Below are 22,295 nucleotides of genomic sequence, written 5' to 3' on the forward strand. Positions count from 1 at the left end.
AGCCGCGGCAGAATTTGGGGTTGCCAGCGGTAGCCGCTAGACTTTGACTGGGTTGCGTCAGGGCGCGCAAAGCCCTGACACAGGTTCACGCTCTGAATCGAGGCCCGTCATGGTCCAAGCGCAAGCTCGCCCGGCATTCCTGGAAGTCGATTTGACTTCCGCGCAAGGCGTTGCGCTTCGGCACTCGGTCTCGGAAAAGTATGGCCCGAAGATTGTGGAGGCTGCGAGCCTCGCGGGCCGGATGTTTCTGTTGCGCTCGCCATGGGCGCCGGGACTGCGCTTTATCGGCGCGGAGACCCGGCGTGCTCCTGGCGAAGACGGATCCGCCGAGGTTTCGTTCAGTCTGAGCGGATCGGGGGAAACGCTCGAAGACGCATTTGTGTCGTGCGTTGGAGAGGGCATCGACCGGTTGGCGCAGGTCGAATGCCCAACTGACGTTATCGCCATCGCGAATCTGGCAGAGGTGGCACATCGTACCTGGCCCGCCGCCGTCGCCGCAATCGAGCAGGACATGGCCCAACAGGGACTGCCCGCAACGACACCGCTTGCCTGGGTCAGCGGCAAGCCGCTCGACACCGGCTCCACCCGGCCCAGCGACGGTCATGACGTCCTGCTCCCGGCCGATTGGTGCCTGCGCCGCGCCACCGGCCAGCAGCGCTTGAGGCCACGCACGGCGCTCAGCGTTGGCGTGGCGGCCGGTCCCACCTTCGATTGGGCCGCCTCACGCGCGCTGCTGGAGCTGATAGAACGTGACGCGGCAAGCCTGTGGTGGACGGGTGGGCGGCGCGGGAAAGCCGTGCCGCTCGATCATCCGGCGATGGCGGAGATTCAGCGGTTGGTCGGGACCTTGCGGCAACATGCACATGATCGCATCTCATGGCTGCTCGACCTCGCCACCGATATCGGAATTCCCGTCATTGCAGCATTATCCTGCGACACGGACGGCAAGCAACTTGCCTATGGGCTGGCGGCGCGCCTGTCGCTTGAGGACGCCGCGCGCGCGGCAATTCTCGAACTTTGTCAGACCGAGCTTGCAATCCTGCTCGCACAAATCAAGCGAATGGAAGCCGGCGAGAGCAATCTTTCATCATCGGATCGCGCCCATCTCGAACGCGGGGCTACGATCCGGGCGGATCAATGCGAGTTGTTGCATCCACTCGGTCATTGTCCGACGCAACCCGAGAGAGCCGTGGAGCCGGAGCTTCCAGCAATCGCCGGTGCGTTAGCCCGGTGCGGCATTGACGCAGCCCTTATCGACATGACCCGGCCGGAGTTCGGTATCCCGGTGGTGCGCGCCGTGGCTCCCGCGTTGCAGCCGATGCCGTCCGACACCGTGACGGACCGACTGCGGCGCGTCCTGAAGGACTACGGCGGCGGCGATCGCCATACGGGCGGAGCAGCCTTGATCGTACCCTAGCCATAATGGAACAATCGCCCTCGGTGTGATATGAGCGTCGGGACCAGCGCGATAAATCGTGGAAAGGCCCCATGGGGCTGCAGGGCGTAGTTCCACCCGGTACAGATGATAGTGGCGCAACGAGCTCCATTCTATCGATCCATTTGCTCGGCAAATTTTCATTGCATGTCGGTGATCATGAAATCGAGCTTTTGAGCCGCAAGACCAAAGCCTTGCTTGGATATCTGGCGCTGACCGAAGCTCAGGAAGAGAGCCGCGAAAGGCTGATCGGGCTGTTCTGGAGCGAGGCACCGGAAGAGCGGGCGCGGGCGTCCTTGCGCCAGGCGCTCCACGAGATCCGCAATGCGCTTCAGCCCACCGGCTTCGACGGATTCCAAACCGACAAACTTGTTATCGGGCTCGATCGGGCGAGGATACGCGTGGATCTGATCGATGTCCTCAAGGACGCGGCGGGCGGCTCGCCGCATCCGAGGCTGCTGCAGCAGCAAGACCTGATCGACGACATTCTCGGCGAAGTTGAAAGCAGCGATCCCGCCTTCCAGACGTGGGTACTGGCCAGGCGTCAGACCATCCGCGATCAACTGATCCGGAATTTCGAAGGCACGCTGCGCGCCCAGATCAAGGTAACCGAGATCGGACGGGATATCGCCGTCGCGATCATCAATCTCGACCAGACCCACGAGGAGGCCTGCCGATATCTGATACGGGCGCACATCGCGGACGGTGCGATTGGAAGTGCACTCAAGGTGTACAAGACGCTGTGGGATCTCCTGGACGCCGACTACGACGTCGAGCCGACCCAACAGACACAGGATCTGGTTGCCGAGATCAAGGCGGCGCTGCCATTCAGCGGCGCATCAGGCACCGGCGGAGTGCCCGTCGAGCACACGGGTGTTCCGACCGGAGACAAGCCAGGAGCCTTGTTGCCGAAAGCGGGGCCTTCGTCTGGCTTGAACGTGGATCCGCTACTGGCCGCCCGTGAGGCCAGGCTCATCCTGTCGGTTGGACCGTTCGTATTATCCGGCACCGATCCAAAGCGGGACTATCTGGCTCAGGGTTTCCGGCGTGAATTGATTGCCTGCTTCGTGCGATTTCGGGAATGGCATATCCGGGATTGGACGAGCCCTCCCGCTGACAGCCCGCTGAAGAGCCCGAGGGATGAGTTTATCCTTGATGCGAGCGGCTTCGAGACGCGCAAGGCGCTTCATCTGGTGCTGACATTGCGCGACGGCACGACGGGCACATACCTCTGGAGCGAAAGCCTGACGCTGACGCTGGAAAACTGGCACCAGGCGCAACAGAATCTGGTGCGGCGCATTGCTTCCGCCCTCAATGTTCACGTTTCTGCGGAGCGGTTGAGCAGGATCATGAGCCGCCAGGTCGCCGACCTGAAAGCTTACGACATCTGGCTGTTCGGGCAGGCCACGCTGCTTGGTTTCGATCCCCAGCGCTGGGACAACGCGGCGGATTTATTCCGGCAGGTCGTGCGGTTGATGCCGGATTTCGCGCCGGCTTTCTCCAGTCTGGCCCAGTTGAACAACTCCTATCACATCGTCAAGCCGGGCACGCCGCGCGACGCCGATCGCACGATGCAGGCCCTCGCATACGCGCAGGAAGCCGTTCGGCTGGACCCCCTCGATTCACGCAGCCAGCTCTGCCTCGGATGGTCGCACGCGATGGCCAAGCGCTATGAGCAGGCAATGATCTACATTCCACTGGCGCAAGGCCTGAACGACAACGATCCCTGGACGCTGGTGTCGGCGGCGAATTGCTACGCGTTTTGCGGATACGACAAGGAGGCCGCCGAGATCGTCGATTCCATGCTGGAGCGAAAGGCGACCATTGTCCCTCTGCAGTGGGCTTACCATACCGCAGTACGCTTCATGATCGGAGACTATGAGGGTTGCGTGGCCGCGGCCGATTTCGCCGGCGATCTCAATCCGAACGTTCCGGGCTGGAAGACCGCAGCGCTTTATCACCTGGGTCGAAAGGAACACGCGGCCGCCGAACTCGAGCGGTTCTTCACCGTCGTTCGAGCCCGGTGGTCGGTGCAGGAGGCGGCGACGCCGGCCGCAATGACGCGCTGGCTTCTCCACCTTTTCCCGATCGCACGCCCTGAGAGCTGGGAGCGCCTGCGCGCCGGCCTCGCCGGCGCCGGCGCGCCCACCGACGGCCTGTTTCATCATCAATGGTGAATCGGCCGGCCTCTCAGCCGCAATTTCTGATCGAATAATCGCCGATCCGGGCGGCATGCAGATCGAGAAGCTTCGCCTTGTCCATCTTCGGCAACGGCATATGGAAGAATTCTTCATAGAAGCGCGGCATCGGATATATCACGTCCGTCGCCTCGAATTCTGCTTCGGTGGCTTCGACCATCGACTTCGGCGGCAGCTTGATCACCACGGTCTGGCCGCTGTATTGAATGATTTCCAACCCCACCATACCGTCGGGGAACGATATTCGCAGCCCGATATCCGTGGCCTGCGCGAGCAGGTCCGCAAGCGTTCGGGGTATCGGAGGCGCCGGCCTGCCGCGCACGATATAGTTTTCTCCCGTGGCCCACGACTTCACCAGTTTGCCCCAAAGGATTTCGTCGCTGATTTCCAGCTTGGTGCCCATCATGCCCTCCAATTTCTCGATTGACTGGATCGATTGCAGAACGGCCCGACGACTGCCCTCCGCGTCAGAGCCGGTCGGAACGACAGCCGGTCAGCCGCAGTTCCGAATTGAGTAGTCTCCGATCCGGGCGGCATGAAGCTGGAAGAGTTGGTCGTGAAGCAGCGGCGGGAGCGGGATGCCGAAGAAATCCTCGTAGAACTTCGGCATCGGATATTTTGCATTCGGCTCGTTCAACTTCGCTTCGGTTTCCTCGACCATGGCTTTCGGCGGCAGCTTGATCACGACGGTTTGCGGGCTGTACTGAATCACAGCCAATCCCACCATTCCGTCGGGAAATGTTATCGACAGGTTGATCCCGGCAGCGGTCGCCAACAACTCATCGAGTGTTCGCGGAATTGGAATCGGGGCAGCGTTCGGATCGACATAGTTCTTGCCGGTCGCCCACGATTTCACCAGCTTGCCCCAAAGCACGTCGTTTCCGATCTCCAGAGTGGTACCCATGTTCAGCCCTCCATCGTTGGATGTGATGCAGACCGCCTCCGGCCTGCTGTGCTTTCATTGCGCGGGATCGAGGAGTCCTCGTGACTCCATGAACGTCAGAAGATCTTCGAAAGTTTCGACCTCAGGCATGTTGTTGAGCGCCGTCCCTGCAACGCCCAACCTCTCGAACGGCTCAAATTGTTCTTTCAAATTGAGAAGTGGATCGTACTGCCATTTCGAGACTTGCAGCGGATACTTCACCATCGCCCCCACCATCGTTTCCGCGATGATGATCGAGCCGAGCACGCCAAGACGCTCACCATTGTGGCTGGTGTGCGCTTCATACAGGGCAAAGAACGGCAGCGGCGGGTCCTGCGCAATTGCCGCGATGTCTTCGGGCTCCAGCTGTTCGGATATGCCGTCGGAACGGCCCGTGGCCTTCAACCACGTCGTCAAACCGGGAACGAGCCCGTCATAGGCTGGAAGGAACTGGGCGAGTTCGGGCTTCTTGCTGCGGAGCTCGTCAATGAGCTTGGGCACCGACCAGACCCTTCCGAACATGGCGCTGACGAGATCGCGGTTCGGCAGTCCGGGACTATCTTCCTCGCTCAGGGGCCCGAAGAAGAACTCGCTTCTCGCGAGCGAGGAAAAATTCGGACGAAGCCGCCGGCTGAGATTCTTCGGCGCGCCGCTGCCGTTGATCTGGAAGAAGTTCTCCCATTTTACGGTCCATTCCTCGCTCAATGGCGTAAAGCCTGGAGAGCGCCGCGAATTGATGACCATCGCACGGGCGGATTCGATCAGGCCGTTGCCGTTCACATCATAGCGATTCCGAATCATTGCGTGTCCGAACCGAAATGCACCGTGCGAAAACTCGACCGGAATTCGATCAAGCAGGGCCGGATCGGAGGCGAGCTTGCTCTTGTCGATCCTGGGCAGGAAATAATATCGGTATACCGAAGGATCCAGCAGACGATAGAGCACGTCCTTGACGATGATCCTTCGATACAGCAGCGCCAGGATGAACCGCGCGCATATGAAGTTTCGATAGGCCTCGGGTGCGGTCGACGGAGGAAGTACGGCGTCCAGCTCGTCGATGATGAAGTTATGCATCCGGAGAAACAGCAGCGTCATTTGGGAAATGAGCGCCTGATCCTCGTTGCGGGCATCGGCGACCAGCGCCTCCGTGCGCAGGCAACGCCCGCCAATCCCGTCATCCCTGACGTCGACCGGCACGGCGCGTCCGATGTCGGCAAACGGCATATTGTTGGTGGACCCGGATCGATTCCGCGTGCGACCGCAACGAAATCGCGTGCGCGGCATGAAACCGCGCGACTGCGCGCATAGCCGGCTGTACTCGTAGGCCTGCGGCGCAACGTCGGGGCCGCCGCCATAAATGGTTTCGAGCGTCAACGGCAACTGCCTGGCGTTGTGGAATCCAAAGCGTCGGCCCTCGCTGACGGCAAGAGAGACTGACGTGTTCACCATATCGTGGGCGATGAACTGAAGCAGGTAGGTGTATCCCGAGGGAAGGTTGGAGTTTGTCTCCTCCTCCGGCCTGTCTTCGCTCAAATCCGGCTCGCGGCTGATGCGCGCCGACAGTTTGCGCATCAGTTTGCGCAGCTCCTGCGGGTCCTTCCCCGCCCCAAACATCGAGGATGCCGGTAGCGGAAGGAGATTCCGCATTCCGCCAAGATCGCCATCCGCATTCAGCAATGTCGCGCCGTCCAGGATTTCGGGAATCGTCGAAAGATTTAGTCCATGCATGGCTTCGGCCTCCGCTGTTGAACGATAGAAAATCACGCCGGCATCAATTCAGCGTCAAAGGGCTTTAAACCAGTGATTCTGCTGAATTTTCATGAATTGACTCACCCGGAACGCGGCACTGAAAGACGCGTATCGGATGGCACATATTCCTGAACTGCTGGACGCCCAGATCCTCCAGCGGCAAGTGGAGACTGGGGCCAACCAACTCTGCGACCTTTTCCGTCATCGCGATTCCACCTGCCGGCGCAACAGTTTGCAGCCGCGCTGCGACGTTGACGTCGTGCCCGTAGATGTCTTCCCTGTCGGCGATGATGTTGCCGCAGCTCAGACCCATGCGGAAGACGATGCGGCGATGGACGCTCTCGCCCTTGCAGCGTTCGACCATCCTCTCCTGAACCGCGATCGCACACTGCGCCGCGTCGAGGGCAGTCTCGAATTCGGCCAATATGCCGTCGCCGGTGGATTTCGCGAACCTGGCGCGGTATTCGGCAATCTTTGGATCGATCAACTCGCGACGGTGAGCCTTGTAGAGAAGGTAAGTTTGCTCCTGGTTCAGGCTCGTCAGCCGGGAATACCCGACGACATCGGCGGTGAGGACCGCGGCCCATCTCCGCTCCGGCAACTGCGGACCGTCCGCGATTCCGGGCATTGCCGCCAACGCTCCTGCCGTAGTGAAATGCTCCGTACGCATCTTCTACCTCGCACCATTTGAGCGACCCGCGCCTGCTGCGGCGTTGCCTTGACAGCTTGCTGCTCGCCGTCTCGCGAATTGCGGTCACCTTGGCAGGGCGCCATCATTCGAGCGTTAGTCGGGGGAGCGGGAGCGTCATCTGATCAGCAGGCGCGCCAATGCCTGGGAAGCCGGCGCTTTCGATCTCTGTGCCAAATCAGGATTGGTCGGCTCTCTGCGCGTGCGGCAGAATAAATCGTCAGAGCCAACGAAATGGCCGCCGGAGAGACATCCGGCGGCCAGCAACTTCTTGGGAAATGGTGTTCAGTACCAGGAGCGAACGGTCAGCCTGAATTCGCCGTGGCGACGTTTGATCCGATACGGCGTCAGGATCCCGTCCCGGTGTGAGGGATCGCTTCCGGCGCCTGCGCCTTTCCCTTCCGTTCTTTCAGCCAGTTCTCGAACCGCTGCACCACGACAAAGAACGTCGGCACGAACAGCACGGCGAGACAGGTCGAAGCCAGCATGCCCGAGAACACGGTGATGCCGATCGACTTCCGCGCATTGGCGCCGGCGCCGGTGGCGAGCACCAGCGGCACTACCCCGAGGATGAAGGCGAACGACGTCATCAGGATCGGCCGGAAACGGGCGCGCGCCGCCTCGACCGCGGATTCCAGGAGCGGCTTGCGTTCGCGCACGTGCAGTTCCAGCGCGACCTCGACGATCAAAATGGCGTTCTTGGCCGACAGCGCGATCAGGAGGATGATGCCGATCTGGGTATAGAGGTTGTTCTCGATTCTTAAGCCCGTCAGCACCGCCATCGGACCGAGCAGCGACAGCGGCACCGCGAGAATGACCGAGATCGGCGCGAGCCAGCTTTCATATTGCCCGGCCAGCACGAGATAGACGAGCAGCAAGGCCAGACCGAACGCCCAGTAGATCTGGCCGCCGACGACCTTCTCCTGATACGACATTGCCGTCCACTCGAACCCCGCACCCGGCGGCAAGGTCTTGGCGGCAATCTCTTCCATCAGCGTCATCGACTGGCCGGAACTGTAGCCGGCGGCCGGCAGGCCGATGATGGTCGCGGCAGGATACAGATTGTACAGGCTGATCAGCGACGGGCCGACCGCCGGCGTGATCTTGGCCACCGTGCCGAGCGGAATCATGTCGCCATTGCTGTTGCGCACCATCATGTTCTGGATATCACGCGGCGTCAGGCGGAATTGCGCGTCTGCCTGCGCATAGACCTGGAAGGTGCGGCCAAACTTGTTGAACTGGTTGACGAAGGTCGAACCCATGTAGGACGACAGCGTCGAGAAGATCTGATCGGTCGTGACATGCAGTGTCTGGGTCTTGATTCGGTCCACCTCGATGTCGAACTGCGGCACCATCGAGCGGAACGGCGAACTCACCCGCTGGAGCGCGCTTTGTGTCGACGCATTGGCGACGATCGCACTGGTGATCGCCTGCAACTTGCTGAAGTCGGAATTACCGTCGCGGAGCTGGACCTGCATCGCGAAGCCCGCGGCATTACCGATGCCCTGGATCGGCGGTGGCGGGACCACCAGGATCCGCGCCTCCTCGATCACGGAGAGCTTCTCGTTCAATCCGACGAACAGCGATCGCAAATCCTCGCCCTTGCCGCGCGCGCTCCACTCTTTCAGGATCAGATAGGCGACGCCCGCATTGGCGAGGCTGGAAGAATTGTCGAGCGCGGAGATGCCGGCAATGGTGATGACCTGGTCGACGCCCGGGGCCTTGCCGGTTATCTCGCTGACCTGGGTAAGCACACGCTGGGTTCGCTCAAGCGACGCACCATCGGGCAATTGCACGGCGACAAGGAGATAGCCCTGATCCTCGATCGGAATGAAGCCGGTCGGCACCCGCGACAGGCCGAAGCCGGCGATGCCGATCAGGATCAGCGCGCAGATGACGGAAACATTGCTGTGCGCGACCAGACGGGTGATCAGCCGGCTATACCAGGCCTCGACGCGATTATAGACGGCATTGAAGCCGCGATAGAAGAAGTTGCGCTGCTCCGGCGGTACCGGCCGGCGCAGCCACAGCGCGCACTGCGTCGGCTTCAGCGTCGCCGCGTTGACGGCGCTGAGCAGTGCGGTAGCGGCAATCACCAGCGCGAACTGGGCGTACATCTGCCCGGTCAATCCCGGCAGAAACGCCGAGGGCAGGAACACCGAGATCAGCACCAGCGTGATGCCGACGATCGGCGCGAACAGCGCGTCCATGGCGCTGATCGCGGCATCGTGGCCCGACATGCCCTTCTCGATATTGTGCGCGGCGCCCTCCACCACCACGATGGCGTCATCCACCACGATGCCGATCGCCAGCACGATCGCAAACAGGGTCGAGATATTGACGGTGAAGCCCAGCGCCGCCATCGCCGCAAAGGCGCCGATGATCGTCACCGGCACCGTGGTCGCGGGCACCAGCATCGCGCGCCAGTCCTGCAGGAAGATCAGGATCACGACGAGAACGAGCAAACCGGCCTCGATCAGCGTCTTGTAGACCTCATTGATCGATTCCGAGACGAATTTGGTGGTGTCGAACGGCGTGTCATAGGTCACGTCCCGCGGAAACGTCTTCGCCAGCTCCTGCATCTTCTTCTCGACGGCCTGCTGGACCTCGAGCGCGTTGGCGCCCGGCGACTGGAACACGCCGATGCCGGTGGACGGCTTGTTGTTGAGCGAGAACGCCTGGCTGTAGGTCTGGGCGCCAAGCTCGACCCAGCCGACATCGCGGACGCGCGTGACGTCGCCACTGGTGCCGGTCTTGACGACCACATTCTCGAACTCGCTGGGCTCAGCGAGCCGCCCGCTGACGTTCAGCGTATACTGGAATGCCTGCCCCGCCGGCGCCGGCGGTGCCCCGACCTGGCCCGCGGTGACCTGCTGGCTCTGCTGCTGGATCGCGGAAATAACGTCCTGCGGCATCAGGCTGCGCGCGTACAGCTTGTTCGGATCAAGCCAGACCCGCATCGAGTACTGACCGGCGCCGAACACGGTGACGTTGCCGACACCGGGCAAACGCGACAGCTCATCGCGAATGTTGATGGTGGCGTAGTTGCTCAGGAACAGGCTGTCATAAGTCGCGTTTGGCGAGCTCAGCGTCACAAACAGCAGGATCGCCGTCGATCTTTTCTGCACCGTGACGCCCTGGCTCTGCACCGATTGCGGCAGTTGCGAGAGCGCGCTCGACACCCGGTTCTGCACCAGTACCTGTGCGAAGTTCAGGTCGGTGCCGATCTTGAACGTGACAGTCAGTGTATAGGTGCCGTCGGAGCCGCTGTAGGACTGCATATAGAGCATGTCCTCGACGCCGTTGACTTGCTGCTCGATCGGCAGCGCCACCGTGTCGATCACGGTTTTCGCGCTGGCACCGGGATAGCGGGTGGTCACCTGCACCGTCGGTGGCACGACGTTGGGATACTGCGCGACGGCGAGGCGAAACAAGCAGACGCCGCCGATCAGGATCATCAGGATCGCGATAACGTTGGAAAGGACGGGCCGTTCGATGAAAAATTTCGAAATCATGGCCGACTCCTATTTGGCCGCAGCCGGCTGCGCTTCGATCTTCTTCAGCTGTGGATCGACCTTCTGGCCGGGAATCGCGCGCAATAGCCCCGCGGTGACGACGCGGTCGTCGGGCTTGAGACCCTCCTCGATGACGCGCAGTTCGCCCTCCAGCGGCCCGGTCCGCACCTTGCGCTGCTCGACGACGTTCTCGCCGTTCACGACCAGCAGATAGCGCCCAGCCTGATCGCTGCCGAGCGCCACGTCCGGCACGAACAGCCCATTCTGCTCCTGATCGATAGGGACGCGAACGCGCACAAAGAATCCCGGCAGCAACGTGCGGTCGGAATTTGGCAGCACGCCGCGCACCGGAAGCGTGCCGGTCGACTGGTTGAGGGTCGCTGCCGCATAATCGAGCCTGCCCTTGTGCGGAAAACCGGTTTCGGTCTGCAAGCCGACCTCGACCGGCAACTGCCTGAGATCGTCTGCCGTCAGCCCGCGGCGGCGGGCTTCCGCCCGGATCCGCAGCACGTCCTGTTCATTGACGTTGAAATTCACCCAGATCGGGTCGAGCGCCACGATGGTGGCGAGCGGGGTCGGCGATGACGCGCCGACCAGTTCGCCGACGGAGACGAGATGTGCGCTGACGACGCCGTCGAACGGCGCCGTCACATTGGTATAACCGTAATTGACCGCCGCGATCTTGGTATTGACCTGGGCCTGCAGCAGGTTCGCCTGCGCGTTGTCGCGGGTCGACGTCGACGTATCCAGCGTGGCCTGGGAAACGGCCTGCCGCTGGACCAAATCCTGCTGCCGCTTGAAGTCCGCCTCCGCCTGTCTCACCGTTGCCTGCGCACCTGTTTCCGCAGCCTGCGCCTGTTCGAGCTTCAGCTTGTAAGTATCAGGCTCGATCGTGAACAGCGACGTGCCTTCCTTCACGAAGGCGCCGTCTTTATAATTGATCGATTGCAGAAAGCCCTGCACGCGCGCGACCAGATCGACATTCTTGATCGCGGCCGTATTGCCTGTCGCCTCGAGATAGCGCGTGAACGACCGCTGCACCGGCACCGCCACATCGACTTTCGCCGGCGGAGGCGGAACAAAAGTATTTTGTTCGCAGGCACTTAAGATGCCCATGGCGGCAACGGCGAACGCCGCGCGCCGGATCGAAGCGCCCCCCTGTCCGATTGTGCGGTGCAGACAAGGGTGTGCTGGCGAACGCATGGACTTCATTTTTCCTGCCTCAATCGGTTTGTTCAGAAAATTTTCTATTCAGAAAAAGACGTGCGGCGCTACCCCATGAAAATAGCAACAATCCGCTTGCAGTGAAACCCGAAAGCGAAAATGATGCGGGCCGTTACAATTTTTGCTGCGAAATATTTACAGCGGTCGAAGCGGCGGCTTCCTGCAACGGAAAAAGGATTTATTCAAATGATCAACACGCTGAAACGTGCGACGAAGCTTGCGCCGTGGCTTTCGGTCGCCGCAATATTGGCAACCGCAGCACCCGCGTTGGCGCAGGCGCCGAGCCAGGCGCAGCGCGACGCCATCAAATCCCAGTGCCGCTCCGACTATATTGCGCATTGCTCCAGCGTGCCGCCGGGCGGCGAGGCCTCGCTGCAATGCCTGCAGAAGAACATGTCGAGCCTGTCATCAAGCTGCCAGAGCGCGGTGCGCGCGGTAGAGGCGCCGGCGGCGGCCAAGCCGGCAGACACTGCGGCGCCCAAGGCCGCAGCGCCGGCGGCCGCAACGGCAGCGCCTGCGAAAACCGCCGAGCCAAAGGCTGCAGCCGCAGCACCGACGGGACAGCCGACCAGCGCGCAAGTTTCCGCCATCCGCAGCGCATGCCGCGCCGATTATCCGAAGGTCTGCGCGGGCGTGCCGACCGGTGGCGCACCAGCGCTGCAATGCCTTGAGAAGAACAAGGCGAAACTCTCGGCCGGTTGCGAGAAAGCCGTCTCCGCCGCCAGCGGCGGTGGGGCACCGGCGGCAGGTGCGGCTCCGGCCGCAGCGGGAGCAGCAGCCGCTGCTCCGGCGGCACCGACCGTGATCGTGCTGCGGCCGATGCGCCCGCGTGAAGAGCTGCTCGTGCTGCGCTCGGCCTGCGGCGCCGACGTCCGCTCGATTTGCGGCGGCGTGCAGCCTGGCGGCGGCCGGATCGTGCAATGCCTTGCAACCAACGCCGCCCAGCTCTCGCCGGCCTGCAAGGACGTGCTGTCCCAGTTCGCGGCACGATAGAACGCACGGCGATGGCTGCCCGCGATTGACCGGCTTTGCCGGTCACTCTCCTCCGCGAAAGGCAAGGATCAGCTGAACGAGGCGAACCGAGAGGGCGACATAGAGGATCGTCATCGCGATTTGGTACGCAATATGCCAATTGAGCCTGGCGAGCTTGTAGAGACCGTCGAGGAAGTTCAGCAACAGGAGGATGACGCCGAACAGCATGACGCCGCGGCCGATGAGACCATGGCGCAGATAGCCGAACAATACGATCGCTGGCTCACTGCTCGAGACATGGGCGCCGGCCGATACGATCAACGTTCCGATGATCATCTTCTCGACGTAAGAAAATATTTCCTTGGAGACCGGTTCGACATGTTCAGAATAGAACGACAGCCATCTGGTCCTGACCTGCGGCATAAGATTTTCCTTGGACTTTCCTTGGGTTTTTCCTGCAACAATAAATAGGCGCTTCACTACAGCGGGTCCGCGATCAAGAAGCAAGAAGGCCGGCCATTCCGATCCGCCGATACTCGCCTCAACCGTCGGCCGCTTCGACGAAGGGAGAAAACGATGCTACGCACCATCCTGACCGCCACCGCCCTGCTCTGCGTGTCGCAGGCCGCTTTCGCGCAGGAGATGACCGCCGAACAGCGCAGCGCCTGCATGGGCGACTACGAGAAATATTGCAAAGGCGTTGCCCCGGGCGGCGGACGCATCATCGCCTGTCTCGCCAAGGAGAGCGACAAGATCACCCCGGCCTGCAAGAAGGTGCTGGCGGCGGCCGAGAAAAAATGACGGGATGGCCGGCGTGCATGCTGGCCGCCAACCGAAACGAGATCGGCGTGCGCGCACGCCGCGACAGGCATCCGCAGAACTTTTTGCGAACTAACTTTCAAGAAAAAGACTTTCAAGACCTGAACATCAACCAGTACTAGTCCGGGAGACCAACATGCGTTCCTTCCTGCTGATCGCCGCCGCCGTGCTGTCCTTTTCCGCCACCATGACGTTTGAAACCACCGAGGCCAATGCGGTGGTCTGTGCCCGTGGCGTCGTTCGGGCCGGCTGCGCCGGAGCTCGCGGCGCCGTCGTCGTTCGCAAGCCTGTCGCGGTCTGCAGGACCGTGGTGGTGAACGGCGTGGCGGTTCGCCGCTGCACCTAAGCTCGCAGCGCTTCCATCGAAGGCCAGTCACGCCGGATTGCCGCAGAGCGGACAACCGTTCGCGGACAGAACCGGCCGGGCTGAACAGGCCGGCGGCGCCCGGTTCTGACGCGGGTCGGGACCGGATGCTTCTTCGGTCCCCGGTCATTTTTCTGTAGCGCAAATTTCCGGCGCGGATTAGTCTCCACTTCAAATTAGTAAGTATACTGTCGATTGGGAGGAAGACGTGCGTATCGCCGTCATCGGCGGAGGCCCCGGCGGCCTCTATTTCGCCTATCTCTGGAAACGGCGTCATCCGGACGCGCATATCGATCTGTTCGAACAGAACCCCGAAGGCGCGACCTGGGGCTTTGGCGTGGTGTTCTCCGAACAGGCGCTGGAATTTCTGCGCGCCGACGACCCCGAGACGGTGGACGCGATCACGCCGCGAATGGAGAGCTGGAAGAACATCACGCTCAATCTGCATGGCCAAAGCGTCGAGATCGACGGCATCGGCTTTTCCTCGATCGGCCGGCTCGAACTCCTGACCATCCTGCAGCAGCGCGTGCGCGCGGCGGGAATTGCCGCGCGATACAACACCACGATCCATTCATTGGACGAGCTCAAAGGGTACGACCTGATCGTCGCCGCCGACGGGCTGAACTCGCTGGTGCGCCGCGGCTTCGAGAAGGAATTTTGCGCCTCAGTTTCGCATTCGACCAACAAATTCGCCTGGTATGGCACCAGCAAACGTTTTGCCACGCTGTCGCAGACGTTTGTGAAGACCAATCTGGGATCGTTCAACGCCCACCACTATCGCTATTCACCTGCCATGAGCACGTTCCTGGTCGAATGCGATGCGGCGACCTGGCAGGCCTATGGCTTCGAGCACAAGACCATCGAGCAGTCGCAGGCGATCTGCGAGGAGATATTCGCAAGTACGCTGGACGGCCATGCGCTGGTCTCGAACAAATCGGTGTGGCGCAATTTCCCGTGGATCTGGAACGAGAACTGGTCGCACGGCAACATGGTGCTGATCGGCGACGCCCTGCATACCGCGCATTTCTCGATCGGCTCGGGCACAAGGCTCGCGATCGAAGATGCGATCGCGCTGACCAAGGCGCTGGAAGCGGAGACCGAGATTCTCGCTGGCCTCGCCCGCTATCAGGCCGAACGCAAGCCGATCGTACAGAAGCTGGTGACGGCGGCGCGCACCAGCGCCGACTGGTACGAACATTTTCCCGAGCACATGAAGCTCGACCTGATGGATTTTGGCTACAGCTACATCACGCGCTCGGGGCGGATCGCCGACGCGCGGCTGCGGGCGATGTCGCCGGAATTCATGGCACGTTACGAGGCGGAAAAGAAGATCGGGAGCCAGGCATGACGTCACAGATTTCCGACATGGTCCCCCGCGACAATCCCGGCGCGCGCGAGATCGGCTTTGCGATTCCGGAAAACTATAACGCCAGCCGAATCCTGTTCGACAATCTCAGCCACAGCCGCGGCGACCGGCTGGCGCTGACCGGCCCCGCCGGTACGCGCACTTATGCAGAGCTCTGCGCCGAGGCTTCGCAGTGGGGGCATGGCTTTCAGTCGCTCGGCCTGAAGCGCGGCGACCGCATCCTGATGTTCCTTGATGACACGCCGGTGTATCCCGCGGCGTTCTTCGGCGCGGTGCGGGCAGGCTTTGTGCCGCTGTTGATCAACACGCTGACGCCGCCGGATTTGCTGCAGTTTTATCTTTCCGACGCCGGCGCGGCCGTAGCGGTCGCGGAGGCCGAGTTCACCTCGCGGTTCAATCCGGAGGCCTGCAACGACACGCCGCTGGAGACCCTGATTGTGGTCAACGGTGCGGCGGGTGAACACGCCGTCTCAAAGTCGTTCATGGCGCGGCACTGGCTGCACGGCTTCTCCACCGATCTGCGCGAAGCCGACACCAAGCGCGACGACATGGCGTTCTGGATGTATTCATCCGGTTCGACCGGACGCCCCAAGGGCATCGTGCATCTGCAGCACGACATGGCCTATAGCGAGCAGGCATTCGCACGCAGCGTGCTCAAGCTTGGCCCCGATGACATCTGCTTTTCGGTGCCAAAAATTTTCTTCGCCTACGGTTTTGGCAATGCCATCACCTTCCCGTTCTCGGTCGGCGCGGCGACGCTGCTGCTGCCCGGCCAGCCGAAGCCCGCAACGATCTTCGAGGCGATCGAAAAGTATCGGCCATCCGTGTTCTACGGATTGCCGACGCTCTACACCTCGCTGACCAAGGCCGATGGCGCTTCAGCCGCCGATTTCTCATCGTTGCGGATGGCGCTATCGGCAGCCGAAGTGCTGTCGGCGGACGTCTTCAATGGCTGGAAGGCGCTGACGGGGCTGGAGATCATCGAGGGCCTCGGCTCCACCGAAGCGCTGCACATCTACCTGTCCAACCGCCCCGAGAAGAAAAAGCTCGGCGCCGCGGGCCTGCGCGTGCCCGGCTATGAAATCCTGCTAAGGGATAAAGACGGCCGCGAGGTCGGCGACAACGAGGAAGGCATTTTGTGGGTGCGCGGCGATTCCAATACGCCGCTGTACTGGAACCGGCCCGACAAATCGGCGGAAACGATCCGCGAGGGCGGCTGGATCTACACCGGCGACCGTTTTCTGCGCGATGCCGACGGCTTCCATTTCTTCCGCGGCCGCGCGGACGATCTGATCAAGATTTCGGGCCAATGGGTCTACCCGCTCGAGGTCGAGCTCTGCCTCGCCGAGCACCCCGACATCAGGGAATGCGCGGTGTTCGCCGCCGAACTGCCGGACCGGCGCATGACGCTGAAGGCGGTGGTGGTGATGAACAAGGGCGATTTCGATATGGGGGACGCCACGAAGACGCTGCAGGATTTCGTCAAGGCAAGGCTGTTGCCCTACAAATATCCTCGCGAGATCCGGTTCATCGCGGAATTGCCGAAGACGGGTACCGGCAAGATCGACCGCCAGGCGCTGATGCGGATGTAGCCACGACAAACTCGGTGTCGTCCCTGCGAACGCAGGGACCCATAACCACCGATGCTCGTCGTTCCGATCGCTGTAGCCCCAGCGTGCCTAACACCGCTTCCTGTGGTTATGGGTCCCGGCTCAAGGCCGGGACGACAGCGGAGTTTTTGCCACTAACTCCCCGTTACTGGCGCCCCTCACCCCGCTTTCCCCAGATGCTCCAGCGCATCCTCGGCGCGCAGCGGCACGCGCGAGGCTTCATTGTTGAGATCGACGAGCTGCGTCAGCAGCGCCAGCAGGGTTTTGCGGTCGGCCGGCTTCAAGGGCTGCAGCATCCTCAGTTGCGCGTGCTCCACCGAGGACATGATGTCGCGCAGCATCGCCGCTCCCGATTTGGTCAGATAGAGCAGCTTGACGCGCTTGTCCTCGCGCGAGGGCTTGCGCTCGATCAGCGCCTTGCTCTCCAGCCGCTCGATCACGTTGCCGAGCGTCGAGCGGTCGAACGCGATCACCGCCGACAGCCGCGTGGCGTCGATGCCGGGATGAGTGTGGATCGCCACCAGCGCCGCATATTGCACCGGCGTCAGGTCGAACGCCCTGCACTCCTCGACGAAGATCGAGACCGCGATCTGCTGCATCCGGCGAAACAAATAGCCGGGCGCAGTGTACACCGCGTCCATCGTGATCGCTGAGGGTTTACTCGGCATCGGGCTGCCTGTCCGGTGCGGCGTCCAGGAACGCCTTCATTTCTCTTGCCGCAGTCTCGGCCTTCAGCAGACGCGGATAGGCGGAGACATCCACGCCGAAACGCCGCGCATTGCCGAGCTGCGGCACCAGGCAAAGGTCGGCAAGCGAGGGCTTGTCGCCGAAGCAGAACGGGCCCGCCTCGTGTGCGACCAGCTCTTCACAGGCGGACAGGCCCTCGCGATTGGCCCAGGCCGCCCATTCCGTCACCTTGTCTTCGCCCACGCCGAGCTGGCGCAGCCGGGTCAGAACCCTGAGATTTTGGACGGGATGCGTATCGCAGGCGAGCGCCATGGCGAACGCGCGCACCTTGGCGCGGCGCAACGGATCCTTTGGCAGCAGCGGTGGATCGGGATGGGTCTCGTCCAGCCATTCGATGATCGCCAGCGACTGGGTCAGCACCGCGCCGTCGTCGCCCTCCAGCGTCGGCACCAGCCCCTGCGGGTTGATCGCGAGATAGGCGGGCGCGCATTGTTCGCCTTTACGAAGGTGATGCGGCAGGTGATCGGTCGGCAACCCCTTGAGGTTCAGCGCAATCCTGACCCGGTATGCCGCTGCGCTGCGGAAATAGCCGTGCAGCTTCATCGGAACCTCCCTCGGATTTTGTCGTTTTGCCCCGGCGAGGGGGCCGTGATTGACGATATCCACATTGAAAGTATACTGTCAATTGAGAGACGATAAAAATACGGGAGGCTGACCATGGAAGCCGTGCAGAAGACCCCGGAACGCGAAGCGTTCTACAAGAAGATCGACGGCGAGAATCTCTCCGCGCTGTGGAACGTAATGAACGATCTGATCACGCCCGAGCCGCGAAGCGCCTGCCGGCCCCACCTCTGGAAATTCGATTCCATCCGCGACTACATGACCGAAGCGGGCAAACTGATCACCGCCAAGGAAGCTGAGCGGCGGGTGCTGGTGCTGGAAAATCCGGGCCTGCGCGGCCAATCCAAGATCACGACGTCCCTGTTTGCCGGCGTGCAGATGGTGGTCCCCGGCGATGTCGCCCCGGCGCACCGCCACAGCCAGTCGGCACTACGCTTCGTGCTCGAAGGCAAGGGTGCCGCGACCGCCGTCGACGGCGAGCGCACGCTGATGGAGCCGGGCGATTTCGTCATTACGCCCTCGATGACCTGGCATGACCATTCCAACGAGACGAATGAGCCGATGTTCTGGCTCGACGGACTCGATATCCCGATGGTGCAGTTCTTCGACGCCTCCTTTGCCGAAGGATCGAACGAGGACCAGCAGAAGATCAGTAAGCCCGCCGGCGACAGCTTTGCCCGCTACGGCCACAATCTGCTGCCGGTCGACGGGAAGCGGTCGTCAAAAACCTCGCCGATCTTCAACTATCCCTACAGCTATACGCGCGAGGCACTGGAGCGAGCTAAGACGCGCGACGAATGGGACGCCTGTCACGGGCTGAAACTGAAATTCTCCAATCCCGAGACCGGCGATTTCGCGATGCCGACCATCGGCACTTTCATCCAGCTATTGCCGAAGGGCTTCAAGACCGCGCGCTATCGCGCGACCGACGCCACCGTGTTCGCCGCGATCGAAGGCAAGGGCCGCACCCGGATCGGCGACCAGATTTTCGAGTGGGGCGCGCGCGACCTGTTCGTGGTGCCGAGCTGGCACTGGGTCACGCACGAAGCCGAGACGGACTCGGTGCTGTTCTCATTCTCCGACCGTCCGGTGCAGCAGAAGCTCGATTTATTCCGCGAGGATCGCGGGAATGCGTGAGATGTTCCGTCGTCCCTGCGAACGCAGGGACCCATAGCCACCGGTCTTCGTTGTTAAGGAAGCCGTCGACTACTTTGCCTTATCGAGAAATCACGCGGTATGGGTCCCTGCGTTCGCAGGGACGACAATGGATTTGTGGGGTGGGCAAAGGAGTGTTAGCGACGCGCCCACCATTCTTGCGGAGAGCAAAGTGGTGGGCACGCTTCGCTTTGCCCACCTACGGCCCTGCGCGCGCCTCACCGCCAATGCAGCAACCGCGCTTCCAGCACGTTGATCAGCTTCCCCACCGCCAGCCCGAACAGCGACAGGATCACGACGCCGGCCAATAGTTGATCGGTCTGCATCAGATTGCCGGCCTGCAGCACGAACGCGCCGATGCCGAATTGCGCGCCGATCATTTCCGCGCTGACGACGAGCAGCAGCGCCACGGAGGCGGTAATACGAAAGCCTGCGAGGATCGATGGCAGCGCACCCGGCCAGACCACGCGGCGGACGATGGCGTGGAACGGCACATTGAAACTCTGCGCCATGCGGATCAAATTGCGCGGCACGGCGTCGACACCACTATAGACCGAGAGCGCGGTCGAGAAGAACACCCCCAACGCAATGGTCGCGATCTTCGGCTCCTCGCCGATCCCGAGCCAGAGGATCAACAGCGGCAGCAGCGCGATTTTTGGAATCGGAAACAGCGCCGAGATGAAGGTTATGCCGACGCCGCGCGCCAGCGTTGACAGGCCGATCGCAAAACCGACGATAACGCCAGCCGCGGTGCCGAGCAGCCAGCCCGAGCTGATGCGAACGATCGACGCCGATACGTGCTGCCAGAGCGCGCCTGAGATCGCGAGCTTGTAGATCGCGACTGCGATCGCCGAGGGCGCCGGCAGGAACAGCGGATTGACCCAGCCGGCGCTGCCGGCCAATTGCCACAGCGCGATGACAAGCGCGAGCGCGATCCAGCCCGAGGCGCGCCCCGCCGTTGGCATAAAGCCGGCGCCGCGAAATGCGACCGGCCGGGTCTCGGTTGCGCGATCGTCCTGCGGTGCGCGCTCAAGCATGCTGCACCTCGCGCTCGGCATCGATCGCCTCCTCGCGGATCAGCGACCACAGATCGTTCTGCAGCGCCAGCAACCTGCCACGCGCATCGATCGCACCGCGCTCGGCGCGCGTCATCGGGATTTCGACGATCTCCCTGACGCGGCCGGGGCGGCGCGACAGCACCACGATGCGATCGGCAAGCCGCACCGCCTCTTCCAGATTATGCGTGACATAGACCGCGCCCATCGCGCCGTCCGCCAACAAACGAATGAAGTCCTCCATCAGCAATTCGCGGGTCTGCGAATCCAGCGCCGACAACGGTTCGTCCATCAGGAGAATCGCCGGCCGCACCGCGAGCGCGCGGGCAATGCCGACGCGTTGGCGCATGCCACCCGACAATTGCTTTGGATAGGCGGCGCGGAAATCCGACAGGCCCGTGCGCTTCAGCGCGTCATCGACGACGGTGCGGCGGGTGGCGGCGTCGAGCGCGGTATGGACAAGCGGAAACTCGACGTTCGCTTCCACCGTGCACCATGGCAACAGCGCAAAATCTTGGAACACAAAAGTCAGCGGATTGAGGCTGCCGGCCGGCGGCGCGCCGCGCAGCTTGGCAGCACCCGCATTTGGCTGCAGCAATCCGCCAAGGATCGACAGCAGCGTGCTCTTGCCGCAGCCGGAAGGACCGACGATCGCGACCACCTCGCCCGAGGCGACCGTGAACGACACGTTGTCGAGCACGTCGAGGGCGCCGAAGCGGTGGCTGATTTTGTCGGCGATCAGGTCCATTGAATTCCCGGCTAATTGCTGTTCGTCATTGCCTGCGACAAACGCGAAGCGTTTGCGCAAGGGAGCGAAGCGACGAAGCAATCCATCTTCCCCCCGCGTAGAGCCATGGATTGCTTCGCTGCGCTCGCAATGACGGCTTGGCGACGGATCGGCGCATCAATCCGCCTTCACATATTCCTTCGCGATGATCGCGTCCGCCGCAAATCCCTTGTCGACAAAGCCCTGCTCCTGCAGCCACGCGATCTGGTTGTCGACGTTCTTGACGTCGAGCTTGCCGTCGGGATCGATATAGGCGCAATTGCCGACCACCTGCTCCACCGGCAGATTGGTGTACTTGGCGATGATCTCGAGCAACGGTTTTGTCTTGTCGTTGATGTCGGCCTTGCCGTCCTTCACCGAAGCCAGGATCACGTCGTGATACTCGCGATCGGCGCGCACCAGCACGGCGAGAAGCTTGGTCACCAGCGCGGTGTTGGTCAGCGTCTTCGGCGAGGCGAACACCGCGCCGAGCTGCCACGGCGTCTCGTCGCCAACCCAACCGAGGAACTTTGCGCCGCCGGAATCCACCAGCGCCCGCGCGGTCGAGATCGGCAGCAGCGCTGCATCGACGGTTTCGCCCTTCAGCGCGGCCGCGGCATTCGACAGCGACTGCAGCGGCAGCACTTTTACCTCAGCGAGTTTGAAACCATATTTGTCGGCGAGCAGGCCGAGCGAATAATGAAAGCTGGAACCCACTTGGGTGACCGCGATGCGCTTGCCCGCAAGATCCTTCGGCGTTTTCAAGCCGGCCGCATAGGCGTTGTTGCTGGCGAAGTAGCCGATCAGCGGATAGCCCGCCTTCTCGCGGCTCATGCCGCCGATCACCTTCAGTGTGCCTTTGCCGGCTAGATTGTAGAGCCCGGCGGTAAATGCCGTGATGCCGAAATCGATGTCGCCCGAGGTCGTCGCCACGGCGATCGGCTGCGCCGCGTCAAAGAATTTCAGTTCGATGTCGAGCCCGGCCTCGCGAAAATAGCCCTTGTCCTGCGCAATGAACACCGGCGCCGACGACGACAGCCGGAGCACGCCGATTTTCGCCTTCAGCGCATCATCGGCCCGCGCAATCCCGCCCGCGCCGATGGCCAGCAGGGCCGCCATCGCGAGCCGTGCAAATTTTGACATCCCTCT

Annotated in this window: 21 protein-coding genes; 9 read left to right on the forward strand and 12 right to left on the reverse strand. The window is 62.2% G+C overall.

Features of this window, described 5'->3' with window-relative positions; translation table 11 throughout:
* Positions 1-109: 109 nt before the first annotated feature.
* On the forward strand, positions 110-1,417 hold the full coding sequence (locus ACPPVP_RS41230) for a YcaO-like family protein (RefSeq protein ID WP_426529575.1): 1,308 nt from the start codon (positions 110-112) through the stop codon (positions 1,415-1,417).
* A gap of 191 nt (positions 1,418-1,608) precedes the next feature.
* The gene (locus tag ACPPVP_RS41235) at positions 1,609-3,612 is read left to right on the forward strand and encodes a BTAD domain-containing putative transcriptional regulator (RefSeq protein ID WP_426529577.1); all 2,004 of its coding nucleotides are present in this window, start codon (positions 1,609-1,611) and stop codon (positions 3,610-3,612) included.
* Between the two features lie 13 nt (positions 3,613-3,625).
* On the opposite strand, the gene ACPPVP_RS41240 is transcribed toward ACPPVP_RS41235, so the two are convergent.
* The 6 genes from ACPPVP_RS41240 to ACPPVP_RS41265 all read right to left on the reverse strand — a co-directional run bounded on the left by ACPPVP_RS41240 (position 3,626) and on the right by ACPPVP_RS41265 (position 11,623).
* Positions 3,626-4,036, reverse strand: coding sequence for a hypothetical protein (locus tag ACPPVP_RS41240; protein WP_426529579.1), 411 nt, complete (start codon positions 4,034-4,036; stop codon positions 3,626-3,628).
* Between the two features lie 90 nt (positions 4,037-4,126).
* Positions 4,127-4,537, reverse strand: coding sequence for a hypothetical protein (locus ACPPVP_RS41245; protein ID WP_426529581.1), 411 nt, complete (start codon positions 4,535-4,537; stop codon positions 4,127-4,129).
* A 54-nt stretch (positions 4,538-4,591) separates the two neighbouring features.
* Positions 4,592-6,283: a peroxidase family protein gene (locus ACPPVP_RS41250; protein WP_426529583.1), complete on the reverse strand. Its 1,692-nt coding sequence runs from the start codon at positions 6,281-6,283 to the stop codon at positions 4,592-4,594.
* A gap of 64 nt (positions 6,284-6,347) precedes the next feature.
* Positions 6,348-6,974, reverse strand: a complete 627-nt coding sequence (locus ACPPVP_RS41255; RefSeq protein ID WP_426529585.1) for an adenylate/guanylate cyclase domain-containing protein — start codon at positions 6,972-6,974, stop codon at positions 6,348-6,350.
* Positions 6,975-7,339: 365 nt separating this feature from the next.
* Entirely contained in the window at positions 7,340-10,507 is a 3,168-nt protein-coding gene (locus ACPPVP_RS41260; RefSeq protein ID WP_426529587.1) for an efflux RND transporter permease subunit, read from the reverse strand.
* Positions 10,508-10,516: 9 nt separating this feature from the next.
* Complete coding sequence (locus ACPPVP_RS41265; protein WP_426529589.1) at positions 10,517-11,623, reverse strand: efflux RND transporter periplasmic adaptor subunit; 1,107 nt, start codon at positions 11,621-11,623, stop codon at positions 10,517-10,519.
* A 294-nt stretch (positions 11,624-11,917) separates the two neighbouring features.
* Here ACPPVP_RS41265 and ACPPVP_RS41270 point away from each other — a divergent pair, with 294 nt between their 5' ends.
* A complete protein-coding gene (locus tag ACPPVP_RS41270; protein WP_426529591.1) occupies positions 11,918-12,724 on the forward strand; it encodes a hypothetical protein in 807 nt (268 codons plus the stop codon).
* 42 nt (positions 12,725-12,766) lie between these two features.
* Here the strand turns inward: ACPPVP_RS41270 and ACPPVP_RS41275 are convergent, their stop codons facing one another.
* A complete protein-coding gene (locus ACPPVP_RS41275) occupies positions 12,767-13,126 on the reverse strand; it encodes a hypothetical protein (RefSeq protein WP_426529593.1) in 360 nt (119 codons plus the stop codon).
* Positions 13,127-13,279: 153 nt separating this feature from the next.
* Between ACPPVP_RS41275 and ACPPVP_RS41280 the strand changes: the two genes are divergently transcribed.
* The 5 genes from ACPPVP_RS41280 to ACPPVP_RS41300 all read left to right on the forward strand — a co-directional run bounded on the left by ACPPVP_RS41280 (position 13,280) and on the right by ACPPVP_RS41300 (position 16,844).
* Positions 13,280-13,504 carry a hypothetical protein gene (locus tag ACPPVP_RS41280; protein WP_426529595.1) on the forward strand — a complete coding sequence of 75 codons (225 nt, stop codon included), beginning with the start codon at positions 13,280-13,282 and terminating at the stop codon, positions 13,502-13,504.
* Positions 13,505-13,521: 17 nt separating this feature from the next.
* A complete protein-coding gene (locus ACPPVP_RS41285) occupies positions 13,522-13,644 on the forward strand; it encodes a hypothetical protein (protein ID WP_426529597.1) in 123 nt (40 codons plus the stop codon).
* Between the two features lie 14 nt (positions 13,645-13,658).
* Positions 13,659-13,868 carry a hypothetical protein gene (locus ACPPVP_RS41290; RefSeq protein ID WP_426529599.1) on the forward strand — a complete coding sequence of 70 codons (210 nt, stop codon included), beginning with the start codon at positions 13,659-13,661 and terminating at the stop codon, positions 13,866-13,868.
* A 226-nt stretch (positions 13,869-14,094) separates the two neighbouring features.
* Positions 14,095-15,234: an FAD-dependent monooxygenase gene (locus ACPPVP_RS41295; protein WP_426529601.1), complete on the forward strand. Its 1,140-nt coding sequence runs from the start codon at positions 14,095-14,097 to the stop codon at positions 15,232-15,234.
* On the forward strand, positions 15,231-16,844 hold the full coding sequence (locus tag ACPPVP_RS41300; RefSeq protein WP_426529603.1) for a benzoate-CoA ligase family protein: 1,614 nt from the start codon (positions 15,231-15,233) through the stop codon (positions 16,842-16,844). The genes ACPPVP_RS41295 and ACPPVP_RS41300 overlap by 4 nt, the downstream gene beginning before the upstream one ends.
* A 176-nt stretch (positions 16,845-17,020) precedes the next feature.
* On the opposite strand, the gene ACPPVP_RS41305 is transcribed toward ACPPVP_RS41300, so the two are convergent.
* Positions 17,021-17,530 (reverse strand): MarR family winged helix-turn-helix transcriptional regulator, encoded by a 510-nt coding sequence (locus ACPPVP_RS41305; RefSeq protein WP_426529605.1) that lies wholly within the window; start codon positions 17,528-17,530, stop codon positions 17,021-17,023.
* On the reverse strand, positions 17,520-18,152 hold the full coding sequence (gene maiA / locus ACPPVP_RS41310) for a maleylacetoacetate isomerase (protein WP_426529607.1): 633 nt from the start codon (positions 18,150-18,152) through the stop codon (positions 17,520-17,522). The genes ACPPVP_RS41305 and maiA overlap by 11 nt, the downstream gene beginning before the upstream one ends.
* 114 nt (positions 18,153-18,266) lie before the next feature.
* Between maiA and gtdA the strand changes: the two genes are divergently transcribed.
* Positions 18,267-19,307, forward strand: a complete 1,041-nt coding sequence (gtdA, locus tag ACPPVP_RS41315; RefSeq protein ID WP_426529609.1) for a gentisate 1,2-dioxygenase — start codon at positions 18,267-18,269, stop codon at positions 19,305-19,307.
* 236 nt (positions 19,308-19,543) lie between these two features.
* Here gtdA and ACPPVP_RS41320 read toward each other — a convergent pair whose 3' ends face one another.
* The 3 genes from ACPPVP_RS41320 to ACPPVP_RS41330 form a co-directional block, all read right to left on the reverse strand.
* Positions 19,544-20,362 (reverse strand): ABC transporter permease, encoded by an 819-nt coding sequence (locus tag ACPPVP_RS41320; RefSeq protein WP_426529611.1) that lies wholly within the window; start codon positions 20,360-20,362, stop codon positions 19,544-19,546.
* Positions 20,355-21,128, reverse strand: a complete 774-nt coding sequence (locus ACPPVP_RS41325) for an ABC transporter ATP-binding protein (protein WP_426529613.1) — start codon at positions 21,126-21,128, stop codon at positions 20,355-20,357. Before ACPPVP_RS41325 ends, ACPPVP_RS41320 begins: the two co-directional genes overlap by 8 nt.
* A 156-nt stretch (positions 21,129-21,284) precedes the next feature.
* Positions 21,285-22,289 (reverse strand): ABC transporter substrate-binding protein, encoded by a 1,005-nt coding sequence (locus tag ACPPVP_RS41330; RefSeq protein WP_426529615.1) that lies wholly within the window; start codon positions 22,287-22,289, stop codon positions 21,285-21,287.
* Between the last annotated feature and the right edge of the window lie 6 nt (positions 22,290-22,295).

It is taken from the genome of Bradyrhizobium sp. McL0615 (assembly GCF_049993905.1).
GTDB lineage: Bacteria > Pseudomonadota > Alphaproteobacteria > Rhizobiales > Xanthobacteraceae > Bradyrhizobium.

Bases quoted from the DNA above. Each gene is read 5' to 3' on its own strand.
- ACPPVP_RS41285 (WP_426529597.1), top strand. From the start codon at position 13,522: ATGCTGGCCGCCAACCGAAACGAGATCGGCGTGCGCGCACGCCGCGAC.
- ACPPVP_RS41260 (WP_426529587.1), bottom strand. From the start codon at position 10,507: ATGATTTCGAAATTTTTCATCGAACGGCCCGTCCTTTCCAACGTTATC.
- ACPPVP_RS41290 (WP_426529599.1), top strand. From the start codon at position 13,659: ATGCGTTCCTTCCTGCTGATCGCCGCCGCCGTGCTGTCCTTTTCCGCC.
- maiA (WP_426529607.1), bottom strand. From the start codon at position 18,152: ATGAAGCTGCACGGCTATTTCCGCAGCGCAGCGGCATACCGGGTCAGG.
- ACPPVP_RS41300 (WP_426529603.1), top strand. From the start codon at position 15,231: ATGACGTCACAGATTTCCGACATGGTCCCCCGCGACAATCCCGGCGCG.
- ACPPVP_RS41245 (WP_426529581.1), bottom strand. From the start codon at position 4,537: ATGGGTACCACTCTGGAGATCGGAAACGACGTGCTTTGGGGCAAGCTG.
- ACPPVP_RS41250 (WP_426529583.1), bottom strand. From the start codon at position 6,283: ATGCATGGACTAAATCTTTCGACGATTCCCGAAATCCTGGACGGCGCG.
- ACPPVP_RS41320 (WP_426529611.1), bottom strand. From the start codon at position 20,362: ATGCTTGAGCGCGCACCGCAGGACGATCGCGCAACCGAGACCCGGCCG.
- ACPPVP_RS41305 (WP_426529605.1), bottom strand. From the start codon at position 17,530: ATGCCGAGTAAACCCTCAGCGATCACGATGGACGCGGTGTACACTGCG.
- ACPPVP_RS41275 (WP_426529593.1), bottom strand. From the start codon at position 13,126: ATGCCGCAGGTCAGGACCAGATGGCTGTCGTTCTATTCTGAACATGTC.
- ACPPVP_RS41240 (WP_426529579.1), bottom strand. From the start codon at position 4,036: ATGGGCACCAAGCTGGAAATCAGCGACGAAATCCTTTGGGGCAAACTG.
- gtdA (WP_426529609.1), top strand. From the start codon at position 18,267: ATGGAAGCCGTGCAGAAGACCCCGGAACGCGAAGCGTTCTACAAGAAG.
- ACPPVP_RS41270 (WP_426529591.1), top strand. From the start codon at position 11,918: ATGATCAACACGCTGAAACGTGCGACGAAGCTTGCGCCGTGGCTTTCG.
- ACPPVP_RS41280 (WP_426529595.1), top strand. From the start codon at position 13,280: ATGCTACGCACCATCCTGACCGCCACCGCCCTGCTCTGCGTGTCGCAG.
- ACPPVP_RS41265 (WP_426529589.1), bottom strand. From the start codon at position 11,623: ATGGGCATCTTAAGTGCCTGCGAACAAAATACTTTTGTTCCGCCTCCG.
- ACPPVP_RS41330 (WP_426529615.1), bottom strand. From the start codon at position 22,289: ATGTCAAAATTTGCACGGCTCGCGATGGCGGCCCTGCTGGCCATCGGC.
- ACPPVP_RS41255 (WP_426529585.1), bottom strand. From the start codon at position 6,974: ATGCGTACGGAGCATTTCACTACGGCAGGAGCGTTGGCGGCAATGCCC.
- ACPPVP_RS41325 (WP_426529613.1), bottom strand. From the start codon at position 21,128: ATGGACCTGATCGCCGACAAAATCAGCCACCGCTTCGGCGCCCTCGAC.
- ACPPVP_RS41230 (WP_426529575.1), top strand. From the start codon at position 110: ATGGTCCAAGCGCAAGCTCGCCCGGCATTCCTGGAAGTCGATTTGACT.